Raw genomic sequence first — 16,385 nt, forward strand, 5'->3', positions numbered from 1 at the left:
TATCACCCCCCCCCCCCCATCATCTCCCCCCCCCCCCCCCCCCCCCCCCCTCCCCTCCCCCCCCCCCCCCCCCCCCCGCCCCGGACGTTATGCCCCCGGGCGTGTGCGCTGCGCCCGCCCGGGGTTCGCGCCGTCCGTCAGCGGCGGCGGGTGCGGCGGCGCAGCTCCAGCTCCTCGAAGCGGGGTACGTCGCCGTCGGTGATCCGCCGCCAGGCCCGCCGGTACAGGTCGGCGGCCGGCTCGGTCGGGACGAGCACGCCGAGGAGCGGGACCCGGTCGGCGAGCAGCTCGTACATCGGCGTCTTCCACTGCTCCAGCGGGATCCACGGTGCGGAGGGCTCCACCCAGCCGCCGGGCAGGAACAGCGTCCGCCCGGCCCGGGTCCGGCTCGCCGTCACCACCAGCTCCGTCGCACCCAGTTCCGCACGGGCGGCCTTCAGCCGGGCCGGCTTCCAGCCCGTCCAGCGCGCCGTGTTCCGGTCCGTCGGGTCCGGCATCGCCAGCAGCATCAGGTACAGCACCGCCGCATCCGCGCCCAGCCCGTACGCCTCCCCCACCGCGGCCACCAGCTCCGGGACCGAACGCCCCGGATCCTGCGGCCACCACGCCCCCTCGGCCCCCGCACCACCGGCCGCCGGCGCCCCCGGATCGGCCAGCAGCGCCGCGAACCGCGGATCGTGGGCGCACCGCAGCGCCACCTCCAGGGGGAGGGGGTGCTGGGCGGTGCCGCGCAGGAGCCCCAGGTACGGGTCGCCGCCCGCGGAGTCGAGCAGGGCGGGGCGCAGTGCGGGCATGTACTTGCCGTCGCCGGCGACGGCCACGAGGGCACCGTACTCCTCTGTGTTCCCGTCGGTGCGGGTGGGGGCGCCGGCTGCCTTGCGGAATTCGCGGAGGTCGACGCGCCGGCCCGGGTCGAGGAGGAGGCCGGGGGCTGCCAGCCTCGTCCGCAGGGCGGCGAGGGCTTCGGGCAGCCGGCTGCGGGCGGGGTCGCCGGCGGGCAGCCGGTGGGCCAGCCACGCGGTCATGGCGATGGCGCCGGTCAGGACGCGGGCGGAGAACGCGTCGGTGGCCGGGCCGTGCGGCACGGCCCGCTCGGGGCCGAGTTCCCACTCGGCGTCGGTGGTCAGGGCGGGCGCGTTCTGGGGGGCGAGGGCGGCGGGCAGGGCGCGTACGGCGGGCCACTGCGTGCGGACTTCGTGCGCCGCCTCGGCGGTCAGGCGGTCGGGGATGCGGGTGCGGCGGCCGACCCGGCTGTTCCACACCACCGCGGTGGCTGCCGCGTCCGGCCCGTCGGTCCACAGCCGGGCCGGGTCGGCGGGCAGCAGCGCCGCGACCAGGGCGCGGCGCACGTCCGCGGGCAGGCAGCGCAGGTCGTCGCGGGCGGCTTCTGCGTCGGCCGCCTTCACGTCGAGCAGGGTGCGCTGCGCGGGGGTGGGGAAGCCGCGCTCGTCGCTGTCGACGGCGGGGAGTCCGGCGACCACGAGCCTGGCCAGGGTGTCGGTGGTGCCGGTGAGCCGGGCGAACGCGTCGGCGGCCGCCGGCAGCCAGGGGGCCGGCCCGCGGTCGGCGGCGCCGTCGAGGAACCGCGTCAGCCAGCCGGGTTCCCGGTCGGGGTCGCCGAGCGGGCCGGTGGTGCGCACGGTGTAGGCGGCGGGCAGGTCGAAGCGGCCTTCGGGGTCGTACTGGAGGCCTTCGATGCGGAAGCCGTCCGGTACGGCGGTGCAGGGGCCGGTGGTGGCGAGGAAGGCGCCGCCGCCGAGGGGCAGCAGGCCGCGGTGCCGGGGCTGCGGGTCGGTGGCGTCGGATCGGCGCAGGGCGCCCGCGTCGAGGTGGAGGACGGCGCTGCGCCAGCGGCCGACGGCGGCGGAGTCCAGGCCGAGCCGGTCCCAGTCCCGCAGCAGGGCGAGCAGGGCGTCCCGTTCCGTGTCGTCAGTGGCGGCGGAGGCAGCCCGGTAGGCGACGGCGGCGGGCTGTCCGAGCAGCGGGATCCAGGTGACGGTGCACCACGGCAGGGAGGGTACGTCCGTGTGCAGGCGGCCGGGCACGGCCGTGGCGGCGGTGTCGGCGGCGGCCGCCGCGAAGGCGGTCAGGGTGGCGGACACCGTGTGGGCGCCGCGGCCCACCCAGTCGCGGTGCACGCTGCCGCTGATCCCGCGCAGGGCGAGCCCGAGGGTCCGGTCGTCGGGGCCCTGCGGTTCCTGCGGGCCGGCCTCCTCCCGCCGGTCGGCGATACCCTCGTCGAGGAGGCGCTGCTGGGCGAGGGCGAAGGCGAGGGCGTCCGCGACTCCGCGGACCAGGACGGGGTCGGTGACCTGCGGCAGTGCGTCCCGCACCACCGGCAGCAGGTCCTCGGCGGCTGTCCGGTCGGCGGCCGCGGCGATCAGGGCGGCTGCGGCCATGGTGTCGACGGCGCGCAGCGCGAGCGATCCTTCCGTGTCGCGGGGACGCAGGCAGTACCAGTGGTCGGCGGGCGGCATCGGCGGCCCGCCGGCGGGGGCGCCGGGCCGGTTTCCGCTGTGGGTCTCGGCGGTGACGGTGCCGTCGGGGTCGGTGATGCGGAACTCGCTCCACCACTGTGACAGGGCGCGGGGCCGGTCGTCGCCGGGGAAGACGGCGGCGCCGAACGGCACCTCGGCGTCTGCCGGCGCCGTGACGGTGCGTCCGGCGGTGTCGCCGGCCCACCAGCCTCCGCCGGGCAGTTCGGCGACCCGCCAGCCGAGCAGCCCGCCGACGGGCGCGGAGAGCACGGAGCCCTCGACGGCGGGCGCGGGCCGCAGCCGGCAGCCCTCCGGCCGCATGACGGCACCCGGGGGCGGTCCGGGCAGGGTCCGGGCGGGCCCGGTGCCGGCGAGGAAGGCGGGCTGGGAGCGCGCGCCGAGGCGGTCCGCTGCCGGGTCGTACGCGGCCCACCCGGCGGGCTGTCCGCCGTCGGCGGCGTCGTCCCAGGCCCAGTACGCCTGCCCGTCGCCGATGACCGCGCGCTCCTCGGGGAGGCGGGTGTCGCCGCGGCGCAGGACGCCCGCCCCGGTGGCGCGGCCGCCGCCGGGCAGGGGCAGGCCGGCGTGCTGCGGGCCGAGCTGCCAGGCCGACCGGCCGCCGGTGTCGAGGGTGAAGACGTCCTGGGGGGCGCTGTGCCAGTAGGCCTGGGCGGCTCCCGGCCGGTGCCAGTACCGCCAGCAGACGAGGAGTTCGCCGTCCGTGTAGTGCAGGCCGACCGTGCGGTGGCGGGGGCCGTCGGGGATGCGCAGGTCGTGGACGAGGACGGTGGCATCGGCGGAGATCACCCGTACCTGCCGCTGGTTGGCCACTATGAGGTGGGGCCAGGCAGTGGTGACGGTCAGGTCGCGGCGGTCGCCGCGCGGGGCGAGTTCGGCAAGGGCCTCCTCCCAGGCCGGCCAGGTGAGCTCTTCGAACAGGCCGCCGCGCAGGGTGCGGGCGAGGAGCGCGGCGACGTCGGTGGCGGCGGCCGCCGCCACCTCGTCGGGGGCGAGGGCCAGGATGGCGGCAGGCAGCCGGGCGAGGCGGCTCGCGGCGGCCGGCAGGTGCGGCAGGCCGCTGCCCGCGCAGGCGAGGGCCAGGCCGCGTACCCAGGCGGCGAGCAGGGTGCGGCCGCCGGGGGCCGCGGACAGCCGGCGCAGGACGGTCCTGGCGCCGTCGGTGTCGGGGAGGGCGTCGGCGGCGCGGGCGAAGGCGGGCCGGAACCGCTCGTCGGCGGCGAGGCCGAGGAGGTCGCGGCGCTGCTCGCCGCCGGCCCAGTCCTCCAGGGCGAGGGCGTCGCCGTCGGCGGGGGCGGCGACGGGGACGCCCAGCCCGAGGAGCAGGTCGAGGAGGTCGACGTCAGCACCGCCGATCCGCAGTCCTTCGGCGCGGTCGGCGAGTTCGGCACGCAGCCGGCCGGCGCAGCGCTCGACCAGGTCGAGGAGCGGGGGCAGGCCGGTGCGCGGGCCCCAGCCGCTGCGCCGGGCGGCGCAGAAGCGCTCCAGCCAGCCGGCGGTGCCGTCGGGGCTGCGCTCCTCCTCGGCCGCGGTGTCCAGGACGAGGCCGTCGGTGGCGCCGGCCGCGTGGAGGAGTTCCAGCCAGAACTCGGCCGTGTCGCCGTCCGCGTCGACGGGCGGGGTCAGCGAGAGCAGGATGCCGCGCACGGCGGGGTCGCGCCGGGTGAGGGCTTTCAGGGCGCCGCGGTGGGCCCGCCACCAGGCGGCGGTCGCGTGCCGGGTGGCGGGCAGCCGCAGGAGTTCGGCGAGGTGCTCCCGCTCGGCCGCGGCGGGGTCGAGCCCGGCGGCGCGCGCGAGGCGGCGCAGGGCGGTCGCGGCCTGCGTGGCGGGCGCGGTGCCGCCCGCGGTGCGGCGCACGCACAGGCGGCGGAACCGCTCGTAGGCGCGGTCCGCGGGCAGGCGCTGCTCCAGGTCCTTGGCGTAGCCGGTGAGCGCGCGCACGGGGAGCGCCCCGGCCAGGGCGAACTCCAGGAAGGCGGCGTCCAGCCGGTCCTCGTCGACGCGGAGGCCGTGCACGGCCTCGCTCTTGCGGGCCAGCCCGAACAGCTGCCCGGCCATGTCGGGCCGGTCCGCGGCGAGGAACCCGCGCGCGGCCTCCTCCAGCACGACGGGCACCAGGAGCGGCACGGAGGACGCAAGCCGGTCGGCGAGCCGCCGGCTCGCCTGCAAGGCGGCCTTGGGCCGGCTCTTGGCACGCCGTGCCAGCACCTCCAACTCGGGTACGAGGGCCAGGGCCTCGGCCCCGCACTCCGGGTGGCGGGCGAGAACCCAGTCGGGGAACCGCAGGGGCGTGTCCCGTCCGGTGCCGACCACGGCGGGCACGCCGTCGGGCACGAGCCCGAGAAACGCGGCGGCCTGATCCTCGAAGACCCCCCGCCCTGCGGGCCCCAGCCGCACGACGACCCGCCCGTCGGGCAACCCGGGATGCCGGTACCGCCGCGCGGCGATCTCCACCGCCCCGGCGCCCGCCCCCGCCTCCCCGAGGGGCACCACACCCCCGGCGTCAAGCACCCGCGCCGCCTGCCCGCCCGCCTCGGCGAGCCCGGCCGCGGTACCCGGATCGGGCGCGGTGCCGGCGGTGTTCGTGGTCGTCGTGGCGGTCATCTGCGCGTCCTTGCCCTGTTCCGTGTGTGCCACCGCCCTCCCCGGCGTGCCGGCGGGTGCCGTCCGGCCTGCGGTGTCAGCGGGACCCTAGCGGCCACCACCGACAGCGCTGCCACCGGGTACGAAAACCGGCCCTGCCCGAGACGCTGCTCTGCACGACGTTTCCCGCAGCCACGGGCTACTCCGGCCCCGCAACCGGAAGTGGCCGGGCCCGACACCGGGCAGCGTCCTGATGCCGGCGGGTCCGGACCCGGCAGCCGGAGCGGGAGACCGGGGACTCCGATGTCCCGTATACCCGTTCGTCCCTCCAGGCCGTTCCCCTGGGGGCTTCCCGGCACACCCCACCCCGGACAGGCCGGCTCCCGCCCTCACCCCCCGCCCGTCACTCCGCCTCACCCACGAGGTGCCAACCGCGCCGTATACCCCCACGGGAGGGCCGAAGCAGGCCAGCTCTCCGCGTACCGCGGCGGGCGGCCGCCGCCGGCCGTGATGACGGCGACGGGCATGCGCCGTCCGAGGGATGCGAGCCCGTCGGCGGTGGTGCTGCCGTCGTGGCCGCCGACCTGGCGGGACGCGCACCCGGCGTAGTAGGCGAGCGGGATGGCTTCGTCGCCGCTGAGGACGCAGGGCCGGCGGATGTCGAGGCGGTGGAGGGCCGCGGTGACCGCCGCGAGTTCGCGGTGCCGGTCGCGGCTGCGTTCGGTGACGTGGAGGAGAACCGCGCCCTGGACTGCCGTGTGGAGGGCGAGGGCGCCGGCCAGCACCGCGTACGCGGCCCTGCGCCGGCCGGCGGTCCGTGGCCGGGCCCGTACGGCGGCGAAGGCGGCCGCCGCGCACTCGGCGACGGGCACGGCGAGCAGGGCGTAGGCGGGCAGCAGGAAGCGCGGGGCGGCGTAGTCCACCGTGAACAGGTAGGGCAGCGCCAGGCACACCCCGACGGCCGCGGCCACGGCGGCCGTGCGGCCGCGACCGGCCCGGCGGGCCGCCATGGTGCCCGCGGCCGCGAGCAGCGGCAGGGCGAGCCACCAGGCGGCCGTCCAGGGATGGCTCCAGGCGCCGTCGCAGGGCCGGCACAGGGTCACTCCCACGAGGCTGCGCGCATGGTCGTCGACGGCGAAGTGCGCGCCGATGCCGCCCTGGATCTCGCTCGCGCGGGCCAGGCGGGCGGCGAGTCCGCCGTACGAGGTGTGCGCCTCCACCACCCACGGGACGGCCCCCGCCAGCACCCCGGCGGGCGGCGCGGCCCACAGCAGGGGCCGTCGCGGACCGGCCGCCAGCAGGGCGGCCCCGGTGAGCGGGAGCGCCAGCCACAGCCCGTCGACGGGCCGCATGGCCGTCACGAAGGCGACGGCCGCGCCCGCACCCACCGCGGCGGCCCGGCCGCCCCGTCCGGGGCGCTCCGCCCGGAGCAGCCAGCCCGCCGCGGCGAGGGCGCCCAGCGCGCACCACAGGTTGGGCATGGCGCGCGGGCCGTAGTAGAGGGTGACCCACAGGCCGGCGAAGAGGAGGCCGGCGCAGCCGAGGACCGGCGGCGGCAGCAGGCGCCGCCAGACGCGCAGGACGAGGAACAGGACGCCGGACGAGAGCAGTGCGAGCCAGACGCGCAGGGCGGTCGTGGAGGTGGTGAGCGCGGCGACGGGCGCGGCTAGGTAGGAGATCCCGCGCGCCCGGGGTGCCGAGAAGAACGCGGCGGGCGTCCCGGGCTGCACCTGGCTCACGTAGACGATCTCGTCCCAGCCGAGGGAGGAGCCCGGTACGACGAGGGCCAGTTGGAGGAGGGCGAACACGGCGGCGGGCCCGGCCGTCCAGGGCAGTGCGGCGCGCCCCTTCACGGCCGGGGCGACGGGCGCGGCGAGCGGTGGAGCGCCCATGTCCGGTCCTTCCTGTGACGGTCTCACGCCAGGGAGGCGGCGCCCCCTGGGCAACGGGGGACACGCCCCACTCAAGGCGGCGCCCCACTCAAGGCGGCGCCCCACTCAAGGCGGCGCCCCACTCAGGGCGGCGCCCCGACCGAGCCGACGCCGACCCGCTCAGTCGACGCGCTCGAGCGCCATCCGCAGCACGGTGCACCGGTGCTCGCGCATGAATCGCAGTGTCGCCCGCTGCTCCCGGATGAGGTCGTCCACGGCTTGGCGGCCGATCAGCCGGGCGCCCTGCTCGCGGTGGGCGATGCAGCGCTCCATCCAGCACTGGAGGGTGCGCGCGCCGTCGTCGGGGTCGTCGCGCAGTTGGGCGACGGTGAACAGGCCGCGGGCGGCCTCGACCAGTTCGGAGCGGGTCGGCACGAAGCACTCGGGGAAGACCCGGCGGGAGGAGTGGAGGCCTTCGCGGAGGTTGCCGACGGCGTCCCGGATGTCGCGGGGGCGGAAGCCGTGCCGGGGATCGCCGTCGGGGTCGAGCATGCGGGCCGGGAGGACCATGGAGGCCAGCCAGCCGCGCGCGTTCCAGGCGTTCGACTGGACGGCGAGCCGTCCGCCGGGGCGGAGCCAGGCGTGGCAGCGTTCGAAGAAGAGCCGGTAGCGGGCTACGCGCTGGGAGCGGCGGATCGTGCTGCCGGCGAAGTGCTCCATGGCCTCGATCGCGAAGACGGCGTCGTACAGGGCCTCGGGCAGGTGGTCGATCCAGTTCTCCAGGCGTACTTCGCAGCCGGGCCATCCTCGGCTGCGGACGAACTCGACCTGCGCGGGGCTGACGTTGAGGCCCACGACGTGCTGGACGCCGTGCGCCTCGACCAGGCGGTGCATCATGCTGCCCCAGCCGCAGCCGACGTCGAGGACGCGGGAGGCGCCTTCGGCGCGGGCGGCCCGGACGTGCAGGTCCAGCTTGCGGACCTGCGCGGTCTCCAGGGTGTCGCCGTCCTCCCATCGGGCGAGGGAGTAGACGAGGTCGGGGCCGAGGGCCGGCCGGTAGAAGTCCCCGAGGAAGTCGTAGTGGTGCCGGATCGCCTCGTCTGAGCTGCCCTTGTAGCCGATTGCGGAGTGCTTCGCTCGGTTCAACGCTCACCGTCCGGGGAGGAGTGCGGGGGACCGCATTCCTTCCGGGGCCCGGCTCGGGATAAACGGGGAGTCGCCCACCCGAGGGTGTCGGCGCGGTGGCGTCCGGCCCGGTCAGGCCGGGGTGTCGTGCAGGGTCCGGTGCGCGTCGCGCAGCAGGCGGGGGACGAGTGTGTGGTGCAGCGGGGTCAGCCGGCTCCATACGCGGGCGCCGGACGGCCTGCGGTAGCGGATGAACGTGGAGAGCGAGGCCTGCGCCTCCTCCACGCGGAGCACGATCTGGCCCGTGATCATGCGGGAGTGTGCTTCCAGGCGGATCCAGTCGTCGCCGCGGCCGTCGATCTCCCATCCGGCGACGCATCCGGGAGTGGGCCGCCCTTGCAGGCGCAGGCCGAGTATCCCGCGCCACACGAACTGGCCCTTCCAGCCGGCGGCGTCCTGGAGCACGGCGCACGCCCACTGCTCCGGCGACCGGGTGGCGGCGCCGGCGGCCGTGAGGGTGAACAGGTCGGCGTAGTCGGGTTCGGGGAGGGTGCTGAGGCGGCGTACCGCTTCCGGCAGGACGAGGTGTCGGCGCACCGGCGGTGCGGTGCCGCCGGCTCCGCGGCCTGCTTCCGAATCGACCGTCATGGCCTTCTCCCTTCGGGCGGTTTCCGTTCCGGAATCCCGATCGGCAACGTAACATACGTACATGACTGTATGTAAGACGGAGGGGGCCGTTCCGTGAGCACCGCCGCCGGCCGCCGGACCCAGGCCGACCGGCGCGCCCGTACGCGGAGCGCCCTGCTGGAGGCCGCCGCGCGCGGCCTGTCCCGGCACGGGTACGCGAACCTGGTGCTGGAGCAGGTCGCCGCGGAGGCCGGCTACACGCGGGGCGCGCTGTACCACCAGTTCGCGGGCAAGGAGGAGCTCGCGCTGGAGGTGGTGCGGTGGGTGGACGAGACGTGGGCGGCGGAGGTCGGCGACCCGGCGGCCGCCGAGGCCGACCCGGTGGCGGCGCTGATGCTGATGGCGCGCGGCCACGCCGTCTACTGCCGGCGCGACGTGGCGGGGGTCGTCCGGGTCCTCGCGATCGAGTTCGCCGGGCGGGACCACCCGGTGGCGCGGGAACTCGGCCGGATCCTGGGCAAGCTCACGGGAGACGTGGAGCGGCGCATCACGGAGGGCCGGAGCACGGGCGCGATCCCGCCCGGTCCGCCTGCGGCGGACACCGCTCGGGCCTGCCTCGGCGCGATGGAGGGCCTCGTGAGCCACGACGGAATCGGCCCGCCGCACGATGTCGAACTGGCCGAGCGCGCCGTACGCGGCGTCCTCGGCCTACCGCCCGCCGAGCCGGTCGATCCGATCACGGCTCGCTGAATCGACCCGATGGAATGCAACGCCTTGCCCACGAACTCCGCGGCGTTCCACGACGCCCTGGACATCGCGGAGATCGTCCGTCAGTTGCCGGCGAGGGCTGGGAGATGGACCCGGAGTACCTGGCCCACATCTCGCCGCACCCGACCGAACACATCGACCGGCCTCGGTGCCCGAGCGAGCCGATGCCGTGCGGCGCCTCCGCTGTCAGGTGTAGTTGTACGGCGTGGGGGACGTGGCCGTGGCTCCGGTGGAGGTCTTCGCGACCACGGCCACGGGGCCGGGGGTGGATGTCGGCGGTGTGACCGTCTGGACCTTGATGGCGGACATGACCTTGAACGAGAGGGCCGGGACGCCGCCGTAGGTGACGCTGGTGACGTCGGACAGGAAGGTGCCGTTGAGGTTGACGATGCGGCTTCCGGTGCGCGGCCCGGAGGTGGGGCTGATGCTGGTGATGGTGGGGCTGCCGATGTAGGCGTAGGAGAGGCTGCCCGAGACACCTCCCGGGCTGGTGATGTAGAGGGGGACGGTGCGGGCGAGGGCCGACGGCGGGACGGTGACGGTGAGCTGGGTGTCCGACAGGACGGTGGCGGGCGCCTCGATGGCGCCGAACCGTACGGTCTTGACCCCGACGAACCGTTTCCCGGTGACGGTGAGGGTGTTTCCCCCGCTCATCGGCCCGGAGGAGGCCGAGATCTGGTCCACGACGGGCACCCGACGGTAGTAGTAGTGCCCGACGATCGCCGTGCCGCCGCTTGCGGTCACGGTGACGGGTACGGCTGATCGGATGCCGGAAGGCACGGTGACGGTCAGCGTGGTGTCGCTGACCACGGCGAAGTCCGTGGCCGGCCGGATCCCGAAGCGAATGGCGGTCGTCCCGAGGAAGCCCCGGCCTGTGATGGTCACGGTGTTTCCGCCGCCCCGGGAGCCGGTGTTGGGGGAGATGCTGGCCGGCCTCCTCAGGACGGTGACCGTGTTGTCGTCGTGGCCGACGACGTACAGGTATCCGCCGTCCGGTGTGGTCGCCACCTCGTGGGGTCCGGCGAATCCCGGGATGGTTTCGCTGATGCTGTTGCTGCTGGGGTTGATCACCGTCAGCGAGCCCGCGCCCGTCATGGACGCGTAGACGAGCGTCCCGTCCGGGGAGGCGGTCAGATAGGAGGGGCTGCTCGCGACGGTGACCGTGTCGATGACGGTGTGGGTGGCCGTGCCGATGACACTCACCTTGCGGGCACCGGAGTTCGCCACGTACACACGGGTCCCATCGGGCGTGGCGGCCACGCCCAGGGGCGCCTGGAAGCCGGTCAGGGTGGCCACGACGGTGTTGCCGACCGTGTCGATCACGCTCACGGTGCCGCCGGTGGAGTTGCTGACGTACGCACGCAGCCCGTCGGGGCGGACGGTGACGGCCTGGGGGCCGTTGCCCACGGTGATGGTGCCGGTGACGGTGTTGGTGGCCGTGCTGATGACACTCACGGTGTTGGCTCCGGAGTTCGCCACGTGCACACGGGTCCCGTCGGGGGTGACGGCCAGCCCGCGCGGAACGTTGAGGCCGCCGACGGTGGCGACGACGGTGTCGGTGGCCGTGCTGACGACGGCGACGGATCCCGAGCCGGGCATGGTCACGTAGAGGTACCGGCCGTCCGGGGTGACCGCCGCGGCCCACGGGGCGGCCCCGACACCGATGGTGGTGACGACGGTGTCCGAGGCGGTGTCGAGCACGCTCAAGGTGTTGCTGCCCGAGTTGGTCACATAGGCGCGCAGCCCGTCGGGCCGCATGGCGACGGAGTGGGGTGCCGGTCCCACGGGGACCGTGCCGGCGTCGGCCACCAGGGGCAGGACGGCGGACGGGGAACTCCTGGAATTCTGGATTTCCGGCGGTGCCTGACCGACTGACATTGTCGACTCCTCTCGATCGGACCCCAGAATTCGGTGAGTGCCAGAGCGAGTCGAGGATTTCGTGTCATGCAGTCCCATAACTGGCGCCCGTGACGTTCAGGAGTCGATTCCGCGCGTTCCCTTGACCGTCCCACCCGTCCGCGACCTGCGTAAGTGGTCAAACGGAGCACTCGGGCGCATATGTCACCAGCAGGAAGTAATTCATCTTGTAATACTCACCACTTACTGCATCATATGCGCCCTACTCCATTCGTGGAATTCTTGCTTCAGTTGTGTACGAAAGACGCCCTTCGCGAGGACCCGGCCACACTGAAATGGCGCCGGCATCACAGGCCATTCGTGCTCCCGCAGGCAGGGCCGCCATCCCCAAGAAGCAGACACCCAGCACGCGAAGGAGAAACCCCGTGGTCACTCTGAACCCGAACCAGGGACCCACCTCGGGTGGTAACCAGGTCGTCATCACCGGCGCGAACTTCACGGGCGCCACCAGCGTGAAGTTCGGCACCAAGTCGGCCACCTTCACGGTCGACAGCTCCACCCAGATCACCGCTGTGGCGCCCTCGAACCAGGCCGCGGTCCAGGTCACCGTCACCACGCCGGGGGGAACGACACTGCCGGTCTGGTACTACTACATCACGCCCCCGACCAAGTCGAGCCTCAGCGAGACCACGGGACCGCTCGCCGGCATCCCGGTCACCCTCACCGGTTCGAGCCTGCAGACCGCCACATCGATGTCCTTCGGCTCCAACACCGCCGTTCCCACCGTGGTCAACGACACCACGCTGGACGTCCAGGTTCCTTCCGTGACCACCCCCCAGACCGTCCCGGTCAGCGTCACGACCAAGGGCGGCACCACCAACGGGCTCACCTTCACCTACGTGGACGCTCCGACGGTGACCAGCATGGACCCCACCGCCGGACCGGACTACGGCGGCACGGCCTCCACCATCACCGGCACCAACCTCAGCGACGTCGTGGACATCTCGTACGGCCCCGACTCGACCGCCTACAACATCATCGACGACACCACCATCGTCGCCTACTCCCCGGGCGGCACCGGCACGGTCACCGTCACCCTCACCAGCGCGGGCGGCACCGACTCCTCGCAGTCCTTCACCTACACCGTCACCCCCGGCTGAGCCGGCCGAGAGCGCGCAAAGCTCTCGAGCCAGCCTGCGGAACCGGTGACACACAGACCCGGTTCCGCACAAGGCTGTTCGGTGGTGTGTCTCATGCGCCGCGGTGCAGCAGCGCGGCCGACTCCTGCCAAGGGGTAGGGCGGTCAGGGTGACGTCCGCCGTCACCCGTCACCGGCGGCCGCCAGCCCTCCAGCACGAAGTCCCGGACCAGGTGGAACCGGAGGCGGCACTGCATGGTGTCGCCCCGGCCGCCCTCCCGGAGTTCGCCGCGGGTTGTCGGTGGGGGATGCGATGCTGCGCCGGTCTGGTCGTCGTGCGTTGTGTGGGTGAGGAAGTCGATGTCCGAGCAGCCTGTGTCCGTTTCCGCGGATGCGCCCGTGTTCGCCGTTGCCTGGTGTGGCACCGATCTGGGGGCGTACCGGGAGTGCGGGGGGACGTACGAGTGCTACCCGTACGAGAGTCTGCCCCCGCTGGATCCCGCCCTGCACACCGGGGACTTCGGCTGGCTCGGCGGGGTCGGGGCGGATGAGCCGGGGCGGGCCGCGCACGTGGCGGGGATCGGGGCGCTGCTGGCCGCGGAGGGGCTCGTGCTGCCGCGGGACTTCGCCGCGTTCCATTCCAGCGCGCGGCTGCACCGGGCGCTCGACGAGGTGTCGGTGACGGCCTGCCGGACGGATCTGTCCGGGCCGCTGCCCAGTCCCGTCGAGCCGGGCGCGTTCCTCGTGCGGTTCCTGCGCGACCAGCAGGACTGCGTCATCTGGTACCTGTACCTGCGCCCGGGCGGCGAGGCGTTCGTGGTGTGCTCGCACCTGGAGTACGAGTCCGTGTACGAGGCGCACCGGGCCGGGCGGCCGACGTGCACGGACCTCGCGGACCAGGAGGAGCAGCGGGCGGCCCTCGTGCGGTGTGCGGAGTCCTTCGAGGAGTTCGCACACCGGTACTGGATCGAGAACACGCTGTGGGACCTCGCCAACGGAGACGGAGACGGAGACGGGAACGGGAACGGGGACGGGGACGGGGCGGGGCTCGCGCCCGGGCTGCGGGACTATCTGCGGCACTACGAGGCGGATGCCTCCGGGTCCGGGGCCGTGTGAGCAGCCGCGCCGTGCGGTGTCAGCGGTCGGCGCGCTCCTCGCGGTCCAGTTCCCCGTCGAGGGCCAGGGCGGCCGTGATGAGGGCCAGGTGTGTGAACGCCTGCGGGAAGTTGCCGAGCTGCTCGCCGGTCGGGCCGATCTCCTCCGCGAACAGGCCGACGTGGTTGGCGTACGTCAGCATCTTGTCGAAGGCGTAGCGGGCCATGTCGAGCCTCCCCGCCCGCGCCAGCGCGCTCACCCACAGGAACGTGCACAGGGAGAAGGTGCCCTCGCCGCCGCGGAGGCCGTCGGGTGACTCGCGCGGGTCGTAGCGGTGCACCAGGCTGTCGGAGACCAGTTCGGCCTCGATGGCGTCCAGCGTCGACAGCCAGCGGTGCTCCTTCGGGGAGACGAACCCGACGGTCGGCATGAGCAGCAGCGAGGCGTCGAGCACGTCGCCGTCGAAGTGCTGGACGAACGCCTTGCGGCGCGGGCTGTAGCCGCGGTCGGTGATCTGCTGGAAGACGGCGTCCCGTGCGGCGGTCCAGGCGGCGACGTCCGCGGGCCGGGCCAGCTCGGTGGCGATCAGGATGCCGCGGTCGAAGGCCGTCCAGCACATCAGCCGGCTGTAGGTGAAGTCGCGGCGGCCGCCGCGGGTCTCCCAGATGCCCTCGTCGGGCCGGTCCCAGTGGCGGGTCAGCCAGTCCAGGAGCTGCCGCAGGCGCGTCCAGCCGTCGTACCCGGCGAGTTGGGTGAGGTCGCGGGCGTGGCTGAGGGCGAAGACGGCCTCGCCGTAGATGTCGAGCTGGAGCTGTTCGGCCGCGCCGTTGCCGATGCGTACGGGCGCGGAGCCGCGGTAGCCCTCCAGGTGGTCGAGGACCTCCTCGGCGAGGCGGGGGTCGCCGTCCACCCGGTACATGATCTGCAGCGGTTCGCCGGTGACGGTCCGGCCGTTCCCGACGCGGGCCCCGAGCCAGCGGCGGAAGGCGTCGGCCTCCTCGTCGAGGCCGAGGTCCAGCAGGGCCTTGACCGAGAGGGAGGCGTCGCGGACCCAGGTGTAGCGGTAGTCCCAGTTGCGTTCGCCGCCGATCTGCTCGGGCAGGCCGGCCGTCACCGCGGCGACGGGGGCGCCGGTCGGGGCGTACGTCATCAGCTTCAGGGTGATCGCCGACCGGTTGACCATCTGCTGCCAGCGCCCCCGGTAGCGGCTGCGGCGCACCCAGCGGTGCCAGTAGCCGTACGTGGAGCGGAAGGCACGGCGGATGTCCGCCTCGGTCGGCGGTCCGGGCGTCTCGGCCGCCGGGTCGTGGCAGACGGTGAGGACGGCCGCGGCGAGGTCGTCCTGCCCCAGCTCCGCTTCGCCCTGTACGCCCGGCCCGTCGCCGGTGAGCCGCACGGGCCCGGAGGTCTGGAGGAAGACGGCCTGCTGCGGGCCGGCGAAGCGGACCGTGCCGGGGGCGGGGAACGCCGTGGTGTGCGGGGCGCGCCCGTAGTCGAAGGCGGGCCGGCAGGCGATCCGGAACCGGACCCTTCCGCGGGTGACGCGCATGATGCGGATGATGCGGTGCCGGTCGGGCGGCGCCTCGGCCTCGCCGAGGGGCATGAAGTCGACGACCTCGCCGACGCCCTCCTCGGTCATGAAGCGGGTGACGAGTACGGCGGTGTCCGCGAGGTACAGCTGGCGGACGACGGCTCCGGGCGCGTCGGCGGTGACGGCGAAGTGGCCGCCGCGGTCGTGGTCCAGGAGGGACGCGAACAGGCTCGGCGAGTCGAAGCGCGGGGCGCAGTACCAGTCGAGGACGCCTTCGGAGGAGACCAGCGCGGCAGTCCGGAGGTCCCCGATGAGCCCGTGGTCGCCGATCGGCGGGTATCGACGCATGCGAGTTCCCTTCGCCGGTGCCGGCGGCCCATCCCCCGTATCCACGCTAAGGCCGCAGCCGGGGCCCGGCACCGCGGCCCGCGTCCCGGCCGGGTCCCCTTCGGCCGTACGGGTGATGCGGGTGGTACGGCCGATACGCGCGGGCCCTGCGCGCCCGCTTCCGGGAACGCCGCGCAGAGCCGGGCGAGGAGTGCCCGGGCCGCCGGGGTGGCGGGGCCGTTCGCGGGCCAGGCGATGGCGACCCGGCCGCGGAGGGCGGGCCGGGCCAGGCGCAGCATGCGCAGCCCCTGCACCGCGCCCGCTCCCCCGCCCTCGCCCCCGCCCGCCCCCGGTGCCGGCTCCGGGTGCCGGCTCCGGGACGACGGCCACGCCCAGGCCGCCGGCGGCGAGCCGGGCGACCTGCGCGGGTGCGGAGGCCTCGAAGGCGACGCGCGGCCGGAATCCGGCAGTGGCGCAGGCATGCTCCAGGGCGGCGCGGATGCCCGTCCCCCGCGGCAGGCTGACGAGCGGAAGCCCCTCCAGGTCCGCCAGACGACCCCGCGCCTACGGCCGCCGACTCCCCGGACGCCCAGGACCCGGGTGAGCCCGCGGCACGGCGCCGCAGCTCGGCCGTCGAGTACGACGACGACCCGACCGGACGCCCCGTCGCCGGACTGGCGGCGCCGGCCGCGCGGTACGCCACGTCCCCGCGGCGTTCCGCGGGCGAGGTCATCGCCGCGGCCCGGGCGGGGTTCCCGGGCAGCGGCGGCCAAGGCGACGGCCGCGGCGGCGGCGGCGGGCAGCCAGCCCGGCACCGCCGACCGGGCCGGGGCGTCCTCGCCGAACGGCGGGACGTACGTCGTCACCTTCGGCCGCTGCCAGCGCTGACGCCTCCGCGGGCGGCCCGGGTGCGACCGTCCTCTGTACACCCGGGGCGCGCCGCCGGATGCTGGACGCGGCGCGTGCAC

Annotated in this window: 9 protein-coding genes and 1 pseudogene; 3 read left to right on the forward strand and 7 right to left on the reverse strand. The window is 75.0% G+C overall.

Annotated elements, in window-relative coordinates:
- Window positions 1-137: 137 nt before the first annotated feature.
- From ACZ462_RS03425 to ACZ462_RS03440, 4 genes are all read right to left on the reverse strand, one after another.
- Window positions 138-5,132: a DNA-binding protein gene (locus tag ACZ462_RS03425; protein WP_467805174.1), complete on the reverse strand. Its 4,995-nt coding sequence runs from the start codon at window positions 5,130-5,132 to the stop codon at window positions 138-140.
- A gap of 359 nt (window positions 5,133-5,491) precedes the next feature.
- On the reverse strand, window positions 5,492-6,970 hold the full coding sequence (locus ACZ462_RS03430; RefSeq protein WP_467805173.1) for a hypothetical protein: 1,479 nt from the start codon (window positions 6,968-6,970) through the stop codon (window positions 5,492-5,494).
- 159 nt (window positions 6,971-7,129) lie between these two features.
- The gene (locus ACZ462_RS03435) at window positions 7,130-8,095 is read right to left on the reverse strand and encodes an SAM-dependent methyltransferase (RefSeq protein WP_467805172.1); all 966 of its coding nucleotides are present in this window, start codon (window positions 8,093-8,095) and stop codon (window positions 7,130-7,132) included.
- Window positions 8,096-8,206: 111 nt separating this feature from the next.
- Complete coding sequence (locus ACZ462_RS03440) at window positions 8,207-8,722, reverse strand: hypothetical protein (protein WP_467805170.1); 516 nt, start codon at window positions 8,720-8,722, stop codon at window positions 8,207-8,209.
- Between the two features lie 93 nt (window positions 8,723-8,815).
- On the opposite strand from ACZ462_RS03440, the gene ACZ462_RS03445 reads away from it, so the two are divergent.
- Window positions 8,816-9,451, forward strand: coding sequence for a TetR/AcrR family transcriptional regulator (locus tag ACZ462_RS03445; RefSeq protein ID WP_467805169.1), 636 nt, complete (start codon window positions 8,816-8,818; stop codon window positions 9,449-9,451).
- A 204-nt stretch (window positions 9,452-9,655) separates the two neighbouring features.
- Here the strand turns inward: ACZ462_RS03445 and ACZ462_RS03450 are convergent, their stop codons facing one another.
- Window positions 9,656-11,347, reverse strand: coding sequence for an IPT/TIG domain-containing protein (locus ACZ462_RS03450; RefSeq protein ID WP_467805168.1), 1,692 nt, complete (start codon window positions 11,345-11,347; stop codon window positions 9,656-9,658).
- 404 nt (window positions 11,348-11,751) lie between these two features.
- On the opposite strand from ACZ462_RS03450, the gene ACZ462_RS03455 reads away from it, so the two are divergent.
- Window positions 11,752-12,486, forward strand: coding sequence for an IPT/TIG domain-containing protein (locus tag ACZ462_RS03455; protein WP_467805166.1), 735 nt, complete (start codon window positions 11,752-11,754; stop codon window positions 12,484-12,486).
- A 338-nt stretch (window positions 12,487-12,824) separates the two neighbouring features.
- Complete coding sequence (locus tag ACZ462_RS03460) at window positions 12,825-13,580, forward strand: hypothetical protein (protein WP_467805165.1); 756 nt, start codon at window positions 12,825-12,827, stop codon at window positions 13,578-13,580.
- Window positions 13,581-13,599: 19 nt separating this feature from the next.
- Here ACZ462_RS03460 and ACZ462_RS03465 read toward each other — a convergent pair whose 3' ends face one another.
- Together ACZ462_RS03465 and ACZ462_RS03470 are read right to left on the reverse strand one after the other, a co-directional pair.
- The gene (locus tag ACZ462_RS03465; RefSeq protein ID WP_467805163.1) at window positions 13,600-15,438 is read right to left on the reverse strand and encodes a glycoside hydrolase family 15 protein; all 1,839 of its coding nucleotides are present in this window, start codon (window positions 15,436-15,438) and stop codon (window positions 13,600-13,602) included.
- Between the two features lie 360 nt (window positions 15,439-15,798).
- Window positions 15,799-15,969 (reverse strand): annotated as a pseudogene (locus ACZ462_RS03470) (LysR substrate-binding domain-containing protein); the annotation flags it as partial.
- Between the last annotated feature and the right edge of the window lie 416 nt (window positions 15,970-16,385).

The organism is Streptomyces sp. NPDC031121, from assembly GCF_055570615.1.